This window comes from Prevotella mikamonis (assembly GCF_055381405.1).
In genome coordinates this window covers 1581415-1599772 of sequence record NZ_AP035785.1, presented here as the reverse complement: position 1 = coordinate 1599772, position 18358 = coordinate 1581415, and the positions used below count along the sequence as shown (strand labels likewise).

Sequence of the window (18358 nt, the reverse complement as noted above, 5' to 3'; positions counted from 1 at the left end):
ATGTATGAGGAGACTTAGTTGTTTATTGTTTTTGCTGTCTCTCTTCTTCTCCGGCAGTATTTCGGCTCAGGAATTGAAGGTCAGCGGAAAGGTGGTAGACTCCACCGGAGAGCCTGTTATCGGGGCAAATGTGAAAGTAGAAGGCGGTAAACTGGGTGTCATGACCGACAAAGATGGTAACTTCACCATCACTATGCCCAGCGGAAAGTCTAATTTGGTGGTTTCCTATATTGGATATAAGGCATCTATCGTGCGTGCTGTCTTGGGCAAATGGTTGAACGTTAAGCTCGATGAAGACGCCCAGAACCTCGACGAACTCGTGGTAGTAGGTTACGGTACGCAGAAGAAATCCAACCTCACCTCGTCTATCGAAGTGGTGAAGGGTACTGATTTGGCTCGCATCCCCACGCCTAATCTTGACGAGGCTTTGAATGGCCAAGTGGCTGGTTTGCAGGTGATGTCGATGTCGGGCGACCCCGGTACGGCTCGCGAAGCCAATCTTCGCATCCGCGCTGTCACCGGTGCTTCGTCGTCACCCTTGCTTGTTATCGACGGTGTTCCGCGTTTCTCGGAGAATACCAGTGATGGGGAGCAGCGCTTGTCCGACCTGAATCCCGATGATATTGAGAGCATCTCCATCCTCAAGGATGCTGCCGCAGCTGCCGTTTACGGTGTGCGTGCTGCCAACGGAGTCATTCTGGTGAAGACCAAGCGTTCGCAAGGCGATTCCAAACTACGTATTAACTATCGCGGCCAGTATAATATCCAGAAGGCAACGCAGTTCCCTAAATTCCTGAACGGCTATGAATTTGCCAAGCTTTACAACAAGGCTGTGGAGGGAGAAGCCAATGTCAATCCCTATACCGACGAAGAGTTGGAGATGATTCGTACCCAGTCGAATCCTAACAAGTTTGCCGATACCAATATCATTGACTACCTGAACAGTCATGGATATTCCACTACGCACAGTGTTTCGCTCTCTGGTGGAAATCACTTCCTGCGTTATTATATCTCCGGTTCGTACAGCAAGACATCCGGTTTGTACAGCGGAGTGGGGCGCGACCGCTTCAACTATGCTGCCAAACTGGATGCTACGCTGGCCAAGGGACTCGTTCTCTCGCTCGACTTCAATGGTGTTCGCTCCGGTTATAAGAACACCAGCTTCACTACGGTGGATGCTGCTTACAGCTATTCTCCCGTCCAACCATTCATTCTGACCAACGGAGAACTGGCCAGTATCAATGGCGGTAACCCGCTGATTAACATCCGAGGGCTTGGTGGCTATACCCGCAATCGCGTGAAGATGAATACCATCACAGCCAACCTGAACTGGGATATTCCTTGGGTAAAGGGACTGTCGGTATATGGTAAGGTGACGATGGACAACAACAATACAATCCGTAATGAGTTCGACTCGCCTGTTGCCCTTTACACTTACGACGATGCTACCAAGGACATCAAGGTAGACGAGACCACTGTCTATCCGAAAGCGAAGATTTCCATGTACCAGATGGACCAGTTTGTAGACAATACCTTGCTGGAGGCTGGTATCAACTATGCCCAGACCTTCAAGGAAAAGCATAGCGTGACAGGAATGGTGGTGGCCAATTATCAGATGTATAAGAACAAATACATGGATGGCCGAAACAGCGATTTGCCAGGTATATATCCTGAGTTTATCGGTTCTACGGAAGTAGGTTCTCTTCATGGGAAGGAAAGCGAGATACAGCGTGCGTCGTTGATAGGTCGTACCACCTATGCTTATGAGAATCGCTATTTCGCGGAGTTCAGCTTCCGTGTGGACGGTTCTGCCAAGTTTCATCCCGACCACAGATGGGGATTCTTCCCCACGGTGTCTGCTTCGTGGATGCTGTCTAACGAGAAGTTCTTCAAAAACTGGAAGCAACGCGTCATCAGTAATGTGAAGTTCCGTGCGTCGACCGGTATTCTCGGCCGTGACGGAGGTGTGCAGGACTACGCTTACCTGCTTACCTATATCTACTCACCTGTCAACGGTTACAACATCGGTGGGTTGTTGAAGCCCGGTGTGGTAGTCAATACCGGTAACTATCCTAATACGAAGCTGAAGTGGGAAAAGAGCCGTGACTATAACTTCGGTCTTGACCTTGGTTTCTGGAACAATCGGTTCGGCATCACTTACGAGTATTATCTGCGCTATAAGACCGACATGCTTTCAGACGCTCCCGACTATATGTATCCTCCTTCGACGGGTACAAACGGTGCTGTACCCTACATGAACTATGGTAAGGTAAAGGCTTGGGGATGGGATTTGACCCTCACTCATCGCAACTCGATTGGCAAGTTCCGCTACGATGCTTCGTTCATGTTGTCGCTTGGAAGAGACAAAGTGCTCGACTTCGGAGACGAAACCAATCAGTTGGAAAATCTCCGTCGTAAAGGCCATAGTGTCGGAACATCATGGATGTACGAATCGCTGGGCCTCTTCCAGACCCAGGAAGAAATTGACAACTGGAAGCTGAATCAGGATGGAAGCTACAATGGAAAGAACAAGACTGTGAAGCCCGGTGATATCAAGTATAAGGATCAGAACGATGACGGCGTACTCGATAAGAAGGATGAAGTGGCTTTCAAAAGCTCGGCTTATCCCGATTTCACGGGTAGTTTGAAACTGGGAGCCAGCTACAAGGGTGTGTTTGTCAATCTGATGTTCCAAGGAGTGGCCGGTTACAAGCAGTACATCACCGAGGCCTATACGCTCGAACGCAGCAGCTTGCAGCGTTTCCAGGACTATCATCTCACCGAAACCTGGACTCCGGAGAATCCCAATGCCGAGTATCCCCGTATCAAGTTGTCTACTTCCATTGATAACAACCGTCTGGCTTCTTCGTTCTGGTTGCGTGATAATAGTTTCATTCGTCTGAAGTCGCTCAACATCGGTTACAGTCTGCCGGCGTCTACCCTGAAGAGTCTGAAGCTCACTTCGCTCACGATTACCCTGATGGGTGGCAACCTGTTTACATGGAGCAAGCTGAAGCACATGGACCCCGAATCACGTCGCGGATACCCTATCCAGCGCACGTATGGTCTCAGTTGTAACATCGGTATTTAATCGTTTTACTCTAAATAATTGTACGACAATGAACAAAATACGAACATATTTACTGAATGCAGCCAGTCTGTTGACACTCGCAACGGGCTTTACCGGTTGCGACAACCTGTTTCACGACGCACCTGTAGACAAGTTGGCTGAGCCTAGTATATGGAAAAGTCCGTTGCTGCTCGATGAATATACGATGCCTTGGTATCGCAACATGCACACGGGCTTCAACATCTTCATGTCTACCAGTTGGCTGTTGCGTAGCATGTCACAGCCATTCCCGGCTTGGTACAGCGACCAGCTTACCTACTCAATGTCTACCTGGGGACGTACAGGATTTGCCGACGAGCAGGCTGGAAAAGAAACAGCCATCACCCGTACCGGCAGTAGTACGTGGGGCAGTTGCTACGAGATGATACAGCATATCAACCGTTTGCTGGCCAACCAGTCGGGGATAGTCGACGGAGCTTCCAAGCAACGCATCCTGGGTGAGGCTCATTTCTTCCGTGGCTACTATTATTATATGCTGTTGAGACGCTTCGGTGCGCCCATGCTTATCGACCATCTCTACGACCCACTTAATGATAACGAGAAGTTTCCTCGCTCGTCTTACGAGAAGATGGCAGAGTTTATTGCTTCCGAAGCACAACAGGCTGCCGACCTGTTACCCGCAAAGTACGAGTCGCAGGATGTGGGCCGTGTCACCAAGGGAGCTGCCATGATGCTCAAGGCTAAAGTCTATTTCTGGGTAGGTTCGCCGCAGTTCCAGAACAAGGACAAGGAATATTACGGATTTTCCGGCGACCGTTCCAAGGAAATGATGCAGAAGGCAGCCGCTGCCTACGAGCAGTTGGTGAAGTCGGGGCTTTACAGTCTCATGCCCGTCACAGGTAGTACGGAGACTGCTATTGCCGACAGCTACAACAAGATATTCCTGACCAAGAACAGCGCTGAGTCTATCATGGAAGTACACCACAGCGATGCCGGCATCGTAGAAGAGTTCGGGCATCGCCTGGATGAGGATGCCGCACCTCCTTTCCTCAATGGTACGCGTTGCGCCTATGTACCTACACAGAACCATGTCGACGAGTATGGCATGCGCGACGGGAAAACCTTAGACCCTCAACATCCTTTCGATAACCGCGACTATCGTTTTTATGCCAACATCTTGTACGATGGTTCGTCTTTCCGCAATCATGTGATGGATATCCATTACACGATGGATGGAAAGAAGAAAGTGGCAGGTGTCGACCTCACCAAGTACGGTACTGACCGCAATGCCGGCGTTACGCGCACAGGATATTACATGCGTAAGTTCCTCGACCCTACCACTTCGCTCTTCGGCGACAGCAAGTATGGCAGTAAGCAGAACTACATTATCTGGCGTTATGCAGAGGCATTGCTCGATTATGCCGAAGCATCCTTCCGCACAGGCAATACGACCTTGGCCCTCAATCTGGTCAATCAGGTGCGCAAGCGTGTACACATGTCCGAACTGACAGGTATCACGCTTGAGCAGATACTCAACGAGCGTCGTGTAGAGTTGGCTTTCGAGGAGACTACGTATTGGGATTATCTGCGTCTGGGTACAGCTGTTGACAAGCTCAACGGTGCGAATAATCCTTTGCGGGGTATGGAGATAGTAGAGGCTGCCGACGGCACAAAGACCTACAAGGTGTCCGACCTGAAGTCGCAAAAGACCGAGCGTGTGTTCAGGTCCAGCCAGAATTATTATCCTATTCCTTGGTCGGAAGTGCGCTATCATGGCTTCGACCAGAATGCCGACTGGAACGAGAAATAACCTGTTGGCTACATATTTACAATGCTTCCCCTTCTTGTCGATGACACAGGAAGGGGATTTTTTGTTGGGCGTCTTTCTGCCCTGTGTGTAGTGCAGAGGCTCGGCAGCATTGCTGCAGAGCCTTTTCAGCAGTCTTGCAGAGCCTAGGCAGCAATGCTGCCAAGGCCTTGCAGTTTTTTAAAGTTGATGAGTTTTTAGGTTTTCGAGTTTCCGGTTGTGTGCCAATAGTGGTTTTCCGCACATCATATAGAGAATGGAGTGGAGATAAAAGAGTGGGTTTTATTTTGAAATCAAGCCAACTTACATTAACTTTGTGTGCCGAATGCAGATGTATGTCGATGTGATATTGCCCCTGCCTCTGGAGGGATTTTTCACCTATTCCGTGCCTGAAGAATTAGCACAGCGAGTAGGTGAGGGAATACGTGTGCAAGTGCCGCTGGGCAAGAGCAAGCGATATACGGCGATGGTGGCGAAGGTCCACACGGTGAAACCCGACTTCGAGACGCGCCCTATCATAGCCGTTCTCGACGAATCAAGAATGCTGCTGCCACAACAGTTGAAGTTGTGGCAATGGATAGCCGACTATTATCTGTCACCGATAGGCGAAATTTACAAGGCTGCCCTGCCATCGGGGCTGAAAGCCGAAGATGGTTACCGGCCTAAGACAGAGGTATATGTGGGACTGGCCGAGAGTTATCGCTCGGAGCAAGCCCTGCATGTGGCCCTCAATATATTGGCTCGCGCCACCAAGCAGGCCCATGCCTTTGCGGTATTTCTGGCATTGAGTCACTGGGATTCGTTACAGGCTGAAACGCTTCGGCATCCGATAGTCGAGATTACGCGCGAAGAACTGATGAACGAGGCCCATGCCACGTTGGCCCATGTACGCGCACTCATAGACCGGAAGATACTCTATCTCTATGAGAAGGAAGTGGGCCGACTGAACAGCGGTGCTCGCCCTGCTCCGGAAAACATGAAGCCGCTCAACGAGACACAGACCGTGGCATACCGCGACATAGCCGCCCAGTTTGCAAAGCGACAGGTGGTCTTGCTGCATGGAGTGACGTCGAGCGGGAAGACCGAAATCTATATTCATCTGATACAAGAGGCCATCGACCGTGGCGAACAGGTGTTGTATCTGTTGCCGGAGATAGCTCTGACGGTGCAGATGACCGAAAGGCTGCAACGGGTTTTTGGTGGGCGATTGGGTATCTATCATAGTAAATACAGCGATGCCGAGCGTGTTGAGATTTGGCAGAAACAGCTTTCGGACCATCCCTATGACGTGGTTCTGGGAGCGCGTAGTGCCGTTTTCCTGCCGTTCCGGAGGTTGGGGCTTGTCATTATTGACGAAGAACACGAGACAAGTTTCAAACAGCAAGACCCTGCACCGCGCTACCATGCGCGCAGTGCAGCCATCGTCTTGGCACAGATGTACGGTGCGAAGACGCTGCTAGGCACTGCCACCCCCTCTATGGAGAGCTATTACAATGCCCAGATGGGCAAGTATGGGTTGGTAACGCTGCAAACACGCTATCAGGGAATACAGTTGCCTGAGATACAGGTGGTAGACGTGAAAGACCTACGACGGCGGAAAATCATGCGCGGCTCGTTCTCGCCCGCGCTGTTGAAGGCAATACGGGAGGCCCTGGAAGCCGACCAACAGGTGATACTGTTCCAAAACAGGCGTGGCTTTGCGCCGATGATAGAGTGCAAGGTGTGTGGATGGGTGCCTAAATGCAATAATTGTGACGTGTCGCTTACATTGCATAAGAACATGAACCAACTGACGTGCCACTATTGTGGATTTACCTATTCCGTACCCGATGCCTGTCCAAATTGCGGCAATACCGATTTGCATGGGCGCGGCTATGGCACAGAGAAGATAGAGAGTCTGATTAGTGAGGAGTTTCCGCAAGCCCGTGTGGCCCGTATGGACCTTGATACCACGCGCACGAAGAATGCCTACGAGCGCATCATACGCGAGTTTGCTGCGGGGCGCACCAATCTCCTGATAGGTACGCAGATGGTGACCAAGGGATTGGATTTCGACCGTGTCAGTGTGGTGGGAATTCTGGATGCCGACTCTATGCTGAACTATCCCGACTTCAGGGCCTACGAATATGCCTTCATGATGATGGCACAGGTGAGTGGAAGAGCGGGGCGCAAGGGAGCGCGTGGACGAGTGATTCTACAGACGAAGAATCCGGATTTGCCGGTCATCAATCAGGTGGTGCATCATGACTTTAACAGTTTCTATAAGGATTTGTTGGACGAGCGCCGTTTGTTCCGCTATCCTCCTTTCTTCCGTCTGGTGTATGTCTACCTGAAACATCGCAATGCCGATGTGGTGGAGTCGGCCGGACTGGAACTTGGTGGGCGCTTGCGCCAGTATTTCGGCGACCGGGTGTTAGGGCCTGATAAGCCGGCTGTAGCTCGCATCAAGCAACTTCATATTCGCAAGTTGATGCTGAAGCTGGAGAATGGTATCGACCAGAAGAAGGTGCGCGAGGTGTTGAGGTGGGTGCAAGGCGAACTGATGAAAGACAAACGCTATGCGCTCTTGCAGATATACTATGATGTAGACCCTATGTGAAAAGTCCATCGCTCAGACAGAGCAATGGACTTTTGCATAGTGAATAGTTGTGATATGATAGTTATAAATGATGAGAGTGCGAGGTTGGCTAGAAGTCTATATCTAGTCCGATACCGAATACCCGGTTGGTACGGGTGAAACTGTCAGTTCCGTAGAGCAAGCTCTGACCATTGCTTTGCGGTGTGGTGAGCAGAGCCTGGGTGGTCTGTAGAGCTGCTTTGACCTTTGTCTCGTCCATGCCCAGTGCACCGCCCAGCTTGCCAACGATGCCACCTGCCATATTTGAAAGGTTGTTGTAGTTGTTGGTGTTGCGCTTGTAGTGCTGGTAATTGGTTTGGAAGTAAGCAAGGTTCAGAGTCATCTTCTTATTGAGATGGATGCCCACGCCAAATCCGAAAGAGTAGCTGTTTACGTTGAAGCTGATATCTTCCATGTACGCATCTGTCATCTGATAGCGTGTCAGCTGCGTACCGCCACTTACGGTAAACGTCTTGTTGATGTCGTATTCTGCCCCGAAGAGATATTCGTTGGTATCGCCACCGAGCAATTTCTGCTTGTTGTTGTAGAGGTGGGCATTCTTATCGAAATAGTGATGCCAGCCTGCATTGAGACGCAGTGTGGGGATTACCGACCACTGAGCACCTACAGAGAGCAGCCCCGGAGTATCTTCTTCTACCGTATTGCCGTCTGCAAACTTGGCCAGCTGTGCCAGATTCTTGGCACTCTCGCTATTGGCCGATTTGTTCTTCAGGCGCATGCGGGTCTTGAATTCGTATTTGGCTGCAAAGTTGAAGTCGCCGGTCTTGTAGTCGATACCCAGGATAGGGGCGATTCCCCAGCCTGTTTGGTCGCAGTTGAGAGCCACGTCTTGTGTAGCGATGCCGAGCGCACCGAGGCTCGCACCTTTGATTTTATATTCTTTGGCCGATGCGGCGGCTGCACTGGCTGCTGCTGTATTGCCTGACTTTGCGTAGAGTTCGGCTGCTGCGGCATACTTGCCTGCGGCTTCAAATGCAGCTGCCGACTGAGCGGTAAAGGTGGTCGGAGCATTGACAAACTCGGTAGAGCCGGCTGTACGTACTTTGATATTCTTGACGTAGCCATAGTAGTTGGAATTGCCGTAGAGCAGACGGAGTCCGCCGTAGACGGAGAGGTTGTCATTAATTTTGTATGCTGTACCCAGGGTGAATCCAAAGTAATACTGGCGACCGCGCATGTAAGTGTCCATGTCGTATTGCTCGATGGTGGGCAGTCCGAGAGCACCCAAGCCAAGCTTGGTGGTCAGAGCGTCGAGATGGCCGGAGAGAAGTGGCAGCATGGCAACACTGCTTTCGAATGAGCCTAGACCTTGTGAGAATTCTGCCTTGCCACCTCCGCCGGTAACGGCAAAGTTGAACTGGAAGCTCCATTTGCCTTTGTTATAGGCTGCCTGTAGTGAGGGCAGGATGGGAGCGTCGGCAACACCTTTAAAAGTCTTTGTGGTTTTGCCCTCATTCTTAGCTCCGTATGCAAAGGCGTTGAAGCTCGATGTGACGCTTCTGGTTTGATGTGCGTTCTGCAAATTGATGGAGAGATGCCATCCGTCGTTTAGGAATGCTACACCGGCAGGATTGAAATAAGTACCATCAATGCCGATGGCTGCGTTGCGCGCAGGATTGCGCAGAAAGGCAACACTTTGATTGGTATTGGTCAATAGACCACCTGCCCAAGCAGACTGAGACGATAATAAAATTGCAAGAACAATTATGAATTTTAACTTATTCATCTTAAATAGTTGTAAAGTATATGTCTGCAAAGGTATAAAGAATGTTCTAAAAATCCTTTATGCGGTTTGTTTTATTTAGTTATGTTAACGTTGTAAACAAAAGAGTCTGCACAAATCTTTTTATTTGTGCAGACTCTTGGATATGCTGTGGATACAGGTTATGGTACACTCACGGCAGATATGCTATATAATATGGTATGCGCGAGAGGCTTATTCTGCAATAGCGGCAGTATCGGCAGCTGGCTTCGGCATGTCCTGGAGTTCTTTCTTGAGTTCCGGATAGGAGATGCGAGTGTGGTAAATGGATTTGAGTCGCTCGATGGCTACTTGCTTTGCCTGACTGATATCGCGGAAGGTAATGGGGCATTCGGTGAAGAATCCTTCGGCCACTTGGGCGTCGATGAGTCGGTTTACGAGTGCACTGATGCTCTCGGCTGTGTATTCGGGCAACGAACGCGAGGCCGCTTCGACGGTGTCGGCCATCATCAGAATGGCCTGTTCGCGCGTGAATGGGTTTGGTCCAGGATAAGTGAAGGCTTTCATGTCAATATCTTCGTCAGGATGAGTATTCTTGTAATTGACATAGAAATATTTGGCCACACCACAGCCATGATGCGTTACGATGAAGTCTTTGATGAATGATGGCAGGTTGTTCTTTTCTGCCATCTTGACTCCTTCGGGTACATGATTGATGATAATCTGTGCACTCTCTTTCGGAGTCATCTTGTCATGGGGATTCACACCGGCCTGGTTCTCGGTAAAGAAAACGGGATTTTCCATCTTCCCGATGTCGTGATAGAGCGCTCCGGTACGCACAAGCAAGCTGTTGGCACCAATCTTGTTGGCTATCTCGGCAGCCAGATTACCTACCGTGATGGAGTGTTGGAAAGTGCCGGGAGCAATCTCGCTCATGTCGCGTAAGAGTCCCTTGTTGGTATTGGATAGCTCGAAGAGCGTCACATCACTCGTAAATCCAAACGTCTTCTCGATGAGATACATCATCGGATAGGTGAGTAATAGGAAGATTCCGTTGGCGATGAAATGGATATACATATCTTGATTCAGCTTCGACATATCTTCGTTTTGCATCATCTGGAGGGCAAAGTAGACGATGAATGTACCGACGGTTACCAGCAGGGCCGTCTTGAAGAGCTGCGCACGCTTGGACAGTTCGCGCAGCGAATAGATGGCAATGAGGCCTGCTACTAATTGTATGATGATGAATTCGTACTGGTATTTTACCGCGGCAGCACTGATAAGAATCATCGTGCAGTGGGCTGTGAAGGCTGTTCGGGAATCCATAAACACCCGAATGAAGATAGGCACCATCGCAAAAGGCAGGATGTAGACGCTGAAGATGTTGTGGCTCATCATTAGGGATACAAGGATGGGGAAGATGGTGATGAGCGAATAGAGCATCATAATGCTTCGCTGGTCGCGGAAATAGTCGCGCCGGAAGAGAGCCAGATAGGTCGTGAAGAGCGTGATAAGCACAAAGACGAAGATACATTGTCCGATGGCTGTATAGGTCATTTCTTGCTCGCTGGCATTGCGTCGGGACATTTCGCGCTCGAAAGAGTTAAGCACCCGATAGGCATAGTCGTCTACAATCTCGCCGCGGTCGATGATTTTCTGTCCGCTCATCACCATTCCGCTGGCGATGGGAATACCGCTCAGCATGTCGTTCTTCTCTGTCTCGCTGCGTTCGCTGTCGTATTCCAGATTCGCGACAATGTAGTTGTTGAGATTCAGGCGTTGCAAGATAGGTCGCTGTAGAGCCAACTGTTCGTCTTGGAACAGTTGTTCATAGGCGGTCATGGTGGAGTAGATGCAGTTGATTTGTACACCTGTGGCTTTCTTTCCGCTGACGATTCTGAGGAGGTTGGTGGAGTCTTTTGCCAACACATTATACTCCGGCATCTTCATGATACCGGCCTGATAGAGTCTGTGCAGACGGTCCAGAATCAGCACTTTGTAATCATCAGTGAGTCCCGGTAAGCCATTGGCAAAGTCTTTGTTGAACTTAGCTACTTGCTGCTTTTCCACATAGCTGTTATAATTGTAGTAAGGCTGGAATAGCTGCATCATCGAGTCTTGCTCGGATTTCAGTATCTCGTCGGTCTTATAGATGGGGAAATCAAACTTGGCGATGAACGAGCCATACATCCAAGGCTTGCCCACATCGTAGCGGAAATGCTGTACTTCGTTGCGTGGCAAGAACCACACAATGGCTGCCACCGTGATGGATATGAGGGCTAGCCGGCTGAAAAGATTCCGCCAGTAATACTTTGATGTCTTGTCTGAATATCTCATTATAAACGGTGTTTATATCTATTACTATGCGAAAATACAAAAAAAGAACGGCATTACTGGAAAAAATATATTAATTTTGCAAGAAATATTGATATCTTATCTACATTTATCAAGGATGGCAGAAAGAAAAGTAAGGGTGCGTTTCGCGCCCAGTCCTACAGGAGCATTGCATATCGGCGGTGTACGCACGGCATTGTATAATTATCTCTTCGCACGCCAGCATGGTGGCGAACTCGTCTTCAGAATAGAGGATACAGACTCTCATCGGTTTGTTCCCGGAGCCGAAGAGTATATCATAGAATCCTTCCGTTGGTTGGGAATCCATTTCGACGAGGGTGTCAGTTTCGGTGGACAGCATGGTCCATATCGCCAAAGTGAGCGTCGGGAAATCTATAAGGAGTATGTCAAGCAGTTGCTCGACAACGGTAAAGCCTATATAGCTTTCGACACACCGGAGGAACTTGAGGCTAAACATCAGGAGATAGCCAACTTCCAATATGATGCACGTACGCGTATGCAGATGCGTAATTCGCTCACATTGTCGCAGGAAGAAGTAGACCAACTCATTGAGGACGGCAAGCAATACACCGTTCGTTTCAAGATTGAACCGGGCACAGACGTACATGTTCATGACCTGATTCGCGGTGAAGTGATCATCAAGAGCGACATCCTTGACGACAAAGTGCTTTATAAGAGTGCCGACGAATTACCTACTTATCATCTCGCCAACATCGTCGACGACCATCTGATGGAGATTACCCACGTCATCCGTGGCGAGGAGTGGTTGCCCAGTGCACCGCTTCATGTATTGTTGTACGAGGCTTTCGGATGGGCCGATACGATGCCGCAGTTTGCTCATTTGCCATTGCTGTTGAAGCCCGAAGGCAAAGGAAAGCTCAGCAAGCGCGACGGAGACCGTCTCGGTTTCCCCGTATTCCCATTGGAATGGCACGACCCAAAGACCGGAGAAGTGTCTTCCGGATACCGTGAGAGTGGCTATTTCCCCGAAGCAGTGGTCAACTTCCTGGCTTTGTTGGGATGGAATCCCGGTACAGAGCAAGAGCTGTTTACGCTTGACGAACTTGTTCAGGCGTTTGATATTACGAAGTGTTCCAAGAGTGGTGCTAAGTTCGATTACCAGAAAGGCATGTGGTTCAACCATGAGTATATCCTGCGTAAGAGCGATGACGAGATAGCCAAATTGTTTGCTCCGATTGTAGCCAATAATGGGGTAGAGGAGACGATGGAACGCGTTACTCAGGTGGTTCACATGATGAAAGACCGTGTGAGCTTCGTGAAAGAGTTGTGGCCCTTGTGTTCTTTCTTCTTCATCGCACCTACAGAGTACGATGAAAAGACGGCCCGTAAGCGTTGGAAAGAATATTCTGCCCAGCAAATGGCAGAACTGGCCGACGTGATTGAAGGCATTTCCGACTTCTCAATAGAGAATCAGGAAGCTGTAGTCTTCAAATGGGTGGAAGATAAGGAATATAAGTTGGGCGACGTGATGAATGCTTTCCGTCTGGCATTGGTGGGCATCGGCAAGGGTCCTGGCATGTTCGATATTACCGCATTCTTGGGTAAAGAGGAAACATTGACACGTCTTCGTCGCGCTATCGAAGTGTTAAAATAAGTCTGTATCGGTATCTAACAGGAAATTCCTCAGTCGTGTATCAAGTCATCATATACCTGTATCTGGTCGGGGTAGCTATTGCCAGCCTTTTCAATAAGAAGGTCAAGAAGATGTGGAAGGGCGAGCGTCAAGCCATTGCCCTGCTGCGTGAGCGAGTTGATCCTACGGCGAAGTATGTTTGGTTTCATGCAGCTTCGCTCGGCGAGTTCGAACAGGGACGCCCTTTAATGGAACGTATGCGCGAAGAACATCCTGAATATAAGATACTGCTTACATTTTTTTCTCCCTCCGGCTATGAGGTGCGAAAAGACTACGAGGGTGCAGATATCGTTTGCTATCTGCCCCTTGATACCATTCGCAATGCCCGTCGTTTCCTGCGGACGGTGCGTCCTGTCATGGCCTTTTTCATCAAATACGAATTTTGGTACAATTATCTGCACATCTTGAAACATCGAGGTGTGCCGGCATACAGCGTGTCAAGCATCTTCCACGAAGACCAAGTCTTCTTCAAATGGTATGGCCGTGGGTATGCCAATGTGCTGAAATGCTTCAAGCGTTTCTTTGTGCAGAACGATGAGAGTAAGGCTCTCTTGGCCCAGATAGGTATCACCGACGTCGATGTTGTGGGCGATACGCGTTTCGACCGTGTGCTCCAAATCAAGGAAGCCAGCAAGCGTCTGCCGCTGGTTGAGGCTTTCAAGCAGGACCGCCCTGTATTTGTTGTCGGATCCAGTTGGTCTCCCGACGAAGAAATATTCATTCCTTATTTCAATGAACATAAGGAGTGGAAACTGATTATTGCACCCCATGTGATAGGCGAAGACCACTTGAAGCAAATTCTTTCCCGCCTCAATCTCAAAGCCGTTCGCTATACCCAGGCCACTCCTGAAGAAGCTGCCGCTGCCGAATGTCTCATTATCGATTGTTTCGGTTTGCTGTCGTCCATCTATCATTATGGCGAAGTGTCGTATGTAGGTGGTGGCTTTGGTGTGGGCATCCACAATGTTTTGGAGGCTGCCGTGTGGAATATCCCTGTGATATTCGGTCCTAACAACAAGCATTTCCAGGAAGCCCAGGGCCTTTTGGCAGCCCGTGGAGGCTTCGAAATTTCCAATGCTGCCGACTTCAATAGTTTGATGTCACAGTTAGCCCAAACCGATTTCCTTCAAAAGAGCGGTGATGCTGCCGGCCTGTTTGTTGCCGGTTTCACGGGTGCTACCGGTAAGGTACTCAGCCATTTGTAGGCCTGTCGTTTGGGTATACTTGGACAATACGATAACTTATAAACCCAAAATCATGTTTAAATTCAGCAGGATACTATTTGTACTATTATTACTAGTCACAGTCTCAGCGGTTCGTGCGCAGCTCATCCCACAACCCTCCAGCGTGCAATGGGGACAAGGAGGCTATACACTCACCTCTGGAACGACCATCAGTTGCGATAATGCTTCGTTGCGTCCGGCAGCAGCCTATCTGTCAAAACTGTTGGCTACGCCTACCGGTTTCCCCTTCCGTCAAAAACAGCGTAAGGGTTCTATCCGCCTTATGTTGACAAATACGGGCATCAGCGGCAGCTATCAACTGTCGGCAAATGCACGCGGTATCACCATTAAGGGGGCTGACTATCGGGGGGTGGTGAATGGTATTGCCACGCTTAGGCAGTTGCTTCCCACGCAGATAGAGTCGCGTGGAGTCGTGAAACGCGTGTGGACTGTGCCGGCAGTGACCATCACCGATACGCCCAAATATTCTTGGCGCGGTATGGAACTGGACTGCTCACGCCACTTCTTTACGCGCGATGAGGTCATGGAATTGCTCGATGTGCTGGCACTTTACAAGATAAACAAGTTTCACTGGCACTTGACCGACGACCAAGGATGGCGCATCGAAATCAAGAAATATCCGTTGCTGACCCAGAACGGTGCTTGGCGCACCTTTAATAATCAAGACACAGTCTGCATTAATCGTGCCCGCGAAGAGGATAATCCTGCCATGATTCCGGCTGCCAAGAATGTGCGTAGCGACGGCAAATACGGTGGCTTCTACACGCAAGACGACATTCGTGCCATAGTATCCTATGCCCGCGACCGCGGCATCGATGTGATTCCGGAAATCGACATGCCCGGCCATAGTCTGGCAGCCATTGCCAATTACAAAGGGCTTTCGTGTTTCGAGCAGACCGGTTGGGGCAAGTTGTTCACCACGCCGATGTGTCCCGGCAAAGACCGTATGCTCGATTTTTGCAAGGATATATGGCGCGAAGTATTCTCACTCTTCCCCAGCGAATATGTGCATATAGGTGGTGACGAGGTCGACCATAAGAATTGGAAGACCTGTCCCGACTGTCAGCGCCGCATCAAAGACCACCATCTGAAAGACGAACACGGACTACAGGCCTGGTTCTTGCACGAGATGGAGAAGTTTATCAACGCCAACGGGCGCAAGATGATAGGCTGGGACGAGATTATCGAGGGTGGACTTTCGGCCACTTCTACGGTGATGTGGTGGCGCAACTGGAAGCCTACAGCTCCGCAACAGGCCACGGCTCACGGCAATTCCGTGATTCTTACGCCGAACACGGAGTTCTATCTTGATTACGATGAAGATGCTTCCAGTCTGCAGAAAATATATGGTTACAACATGTGTCCACGTGGTGTGACGGAGGAAAACAGCCGTCTGATACTTGGTGTGCAGGGCAACCTGTGGACCGAATGGGTGCCCACGCGCGAGCGGATGTACTTCCAGGCATTCCCCCGAATGCTGGCTGTGGCCGAGTTGGGATGGAATGGTACGGGTAAGGATTGGGATGGTTTCAACCGTCGGGTGACAGCTCATTACTCCCGTTTGCAGCAGTTGGGCGTGACCTATCGCATTCCTGAACTCACAGGATTCAACCGCGTGAATGTATTTACCGACGAAGCCACGGTAAAGGTGGCTTGCCAAGACCCCTCTGCTGTGATTCGCTACACCACCGATGGCAGTATTCCGCAAGCCTCTTCGCAGCGTTATACCGAGCCGCTGCGCATAGCTTCTACCACCGATTTCGCCTTCCGCCTCTTCGGTGTCGATGGTCGTAAAGACAATACTGCGCGTTTCCGTTATGTGAAAGAAGATTTTGCCCCGGCTGTATCTGTAAAAGATACGAAAGTCGGACTGCAAGCTGTATGGCATGAATATGCAGGACCTAACTGTACGGATATAGAGAAAGCTCCGGTCAATACCACCTATACGATAGACGAGGTGTCGATTCCGAAAGAGGTGAGTGGCAATATCGGTTTGATTATAACAGGGTATATCGACGTTCCCGAAGACGGTATCTATACGTTCGCCCTGCTGTCCGACGACGGCAGTTGGCTGAAGATAGACGGACAGATGGTCGTTGACAACGACGGCGAGCATTCGCCCCGTGAAATCAAGGGACAACATGCCATGCGCAAAGGGCTGCATCCGTTGGAGGTAAGATTCTTCGATCATAACGGCGGACAGCTGAGACTCAAGGTCTCCGGTGGCGGACAAGTGAGCTATCGACACTAGTTTCTATATGTAAGTGCGACTATACGGGTCGGCCTGTGGAAGTGTTTCCGCAGGTCGGCCTGTCTGTTTTGATTCGTATGCCCATCGACTTCCCAGCCCGTCACTGCTTCAATTATCATAGCTTAGCGATTAACTGCTGTCTGTTATACGCCATTTAAGGAAACAGCTCGTCTGACAGTATCTTGTCAACTCACCAAACTCAAAAAACTGCAGAGGCTTGGCAGTAGTGCTGCAAAGGCTCGACAGCACTGCTGCAAGGTGCGTGCAGCGACGCTGCAAAGCCTTTGCAGTAAAACGATGGTGAATATTTGGGTATTCCATACTTATTTATTACTTTTGCTTAGTAATCGCATGGAGCGAATGAGACTATAAAACCTATGAAATCAATTAGAGAAATATACAAGATTGGAATAGGTCCTTCGAGCAGTCATACGATGGGACCTCACAGGGCTTCCAAGATGTTTGTGGAACGCCATGAAAACGCAACTCGCTTTGAAGTAACCCTTTATGGCAGCCTTGCTGCGACCGGTAAAGGACACATGACCGACATAGCCATCGAGGAGGTGCTTACTCCTGTTGCCCCCGTGACTATCCATTGGCAGCCGACAGTCTTCCTGCCTTATCATCCGAACGGCATGAAGTTTGCAGCTTTTGATACTGAAGGAAGGGTGATGGAAGAGTGGACGGTGTATAGCATAGGTGGTGGAAACCTGTCTGAAGGAATAGAAGACACACTGGCCGATACTGCTGACACCTACCAGCTGAACACACTCACAGAGATTCAGGCGTGGTGCGAGAACCACGGTATGAGCTTCTGGGAGTATGTGGAGCATTGCGAAGGCAAGGATATATGGGAGTTTCTGGCCGAGGTTTGGCAGGTGATGGAAGATGCTGTGAGGCGTGGAATCGAGACCGAAGGTGTGTTGCCGGGCGTGCTTCATCTGCCGCGTAAGGCTTCTACCTACTACGTGAAGGCTCAAGGTTTCCGACAGTCGTTGCAGTCGCGTGGACTGGTCTATGCCTACGCATTGGCCGTGAGCGAGGAGAATGCGTCGGGTGGAACGGTGGTCACAGCGCCCACCTGTGGTGCTTGCGGAGTCATTCCTGCGGTGCTTTATCATCTGCGCCATGCCCACAATTTCAGCGAGACAAAGATTCTGCATGCCTTGGCTACGGCCGGCTTGTTTGGCAATATCGTGAAGCAGAACGCCTCTATATCGGGTGCCGATGTGGGATGTCAGGGTGAGGTCGGGGTGGCTTGCGCCATGGCTTCGGCTGCTTCATGCCAGTTGTTTGGCGGTACTCCGGCGCAAGTAGAGTATGCAGCCGAGATGGGACTGGAACATCACTTGGGCATGACCTGCGACCCTGTATGCGGACTGGTACAGATTCCGTGTATCGAACGTAATGCTTTTGCCGCTGCCCGTGCCCTCGATGCCAATCTCTATTCCACATTCTCTGATGGCAAGCACCGTGTTTCGTTCGACCATGTGGTAGAGGTGATGAAGCAAACCGGTCATGACCTGCCGTCGGTATATAAGGAAACGAGCGAGGGCGGATTGGCCAGGGCGTATCGTAGGAATTAGAAACCTCAGCCCCAATCTCTCTCCCAAGAAGGGGAGTGCAAAAACAGATTG

Annotated in this window: 9 protein-coding genes; 7 read left to right on the top strand and 2 right to left on the bottom strand. The window is 50.2% G+C overall.

What is annotated here, in order from left to right; translation table 11 throughout:
* The first annotated feature begins 4 nt into the window (after window positions 1–4).
* The 3 genes from ACZ42L_RS06855 (at window position 5) to priA (ending at window position 7476) form a co-directional block, all read left to right on the top strand.
* The gene (locus ACZ42L_RS06855; RefSeq protein ID WP_464715643.1) at window positions 5–3091 is read left to right on the top strand and encodes a SusC/RagA family TonB-linked outer membrane protein; all 3087 of its coding nucleotides are present in this window, start codon (window positions 5–7) and stop codon (window positions 3089–3091) included.
* 28 nt (window positions 3092–3119) lie between these two features.
* On the top strand, window positions 3120–4880 hold the full coding sequence (locus ACZ42L_RS06850; RefSeq protein WP_464715642.1) for a RagB/SusD family nutrient uptake outer membrane protein: 1761 nt from the start codon (window positions 3120–3122) through the stop codon (window positions 4878–4880).
* A 328-nt stretch (window positions 4881–5208) separates the two neighbouring features.
* A complete protein-coding gene (gene priA / locus ACZ42L_RS06845) occupies window positions 5209–7476 on the top strand; it encodes a replication restart helicase PriA (protein ID WP_464716988.1) in 2268 nt (755 codons plus the stop codon).
* Between the two features lie 88 nt (window positions 7477–7564).
* Here the strand turns inward: priA and ACZ42L_RS06840 are convergent, their stop codons facing one another.
* Together ACZ42L_RS06840 and ACZ42L_RS06835 are read right to left on the bottom strand one after the other, a co-directional pair.
* Window positions 7565–9241, bottom strand: a complete 1677-nt coding sequence (locus ACZ42L_RS06840) for an OmpP1/FadL family transporter (RefSeq protein WP_464715641.1) — start codon at window positions 9239–9241, stop codon at window positions 7565–7567.
* 210 nt (window positions 9242–9451) lie between these two features.
* Window positions 9452–11554 (bottom strand): HD family phosphohydrolase, encoded by a 2103-nt coding sequence (locus ACZ42L_RS06835; protein WP_464715640.1) that lies wholly within the window; start codon window positions 11552–11554, stop codon window positions 9452–9454.
* A gap of 115 nt (window positions 11555–11669) precedes the next feature.
* Between ACZ42L_RS06835 and gltX the strand changes: the two genes are divergently transcribed.
* The 4 genes from gltX to ACZ42L_RS06815 all read left to right on the top strand — a co-directional run bounded on the left by gltX (window position 11670) and on the right by ACZ42L_RS06815 (window position 18307).
* Complete coding sequence (gene gltX / locus ACZ42L_RS06830) at window positions 11670–13187, top strand: glutamate--tRNA ligase (protein WP_464697625.1); 1518 nt, start codon at window positions 11670–11672, stop codon at window positions 13185–13187.
* Window positions 13188–13222: 35 nt separating this feature from the next.
* Window positions 13223–14431, top strand: coding sequence for a 3-deoxy-D-manno-octulosonic acid transferase (locus ACZ42L_RS06825; RefSeq protein WP_464715639.1), 1209 nt, complete (start codon window positions 13223–13225; stop codon window positions 14429–14431).
* 52 nt (window positions 14432–14483) lie between these two features.
* Window positions 14484–16721: a family 20 glycosylhydrolase gene (locus ACZ42L_RS06820; protein ID WP_464715638.1), complete on the top strand. Its 2238-nt coding sequence runs from the start codon at window positions 14484–14486 to the stop codon at window positions 16719–16721.
* A 377-nt stretch (window positions 16722–17098) separates the two neighbouring features.
* Window positions 17099–18307 (top strand): L-serine ammonia-lyase, encoded by a 1209-nt coding sequence (locus ACZ42L_RS06815; protein ID WP_464697618.1) that lies wholly within the window; start codon window positions 17099–17101, stop codon window positions 18305–18307.
* The last annotated feature ends 51 nt before the right edge of the window (window positions 18308–18358 follow it).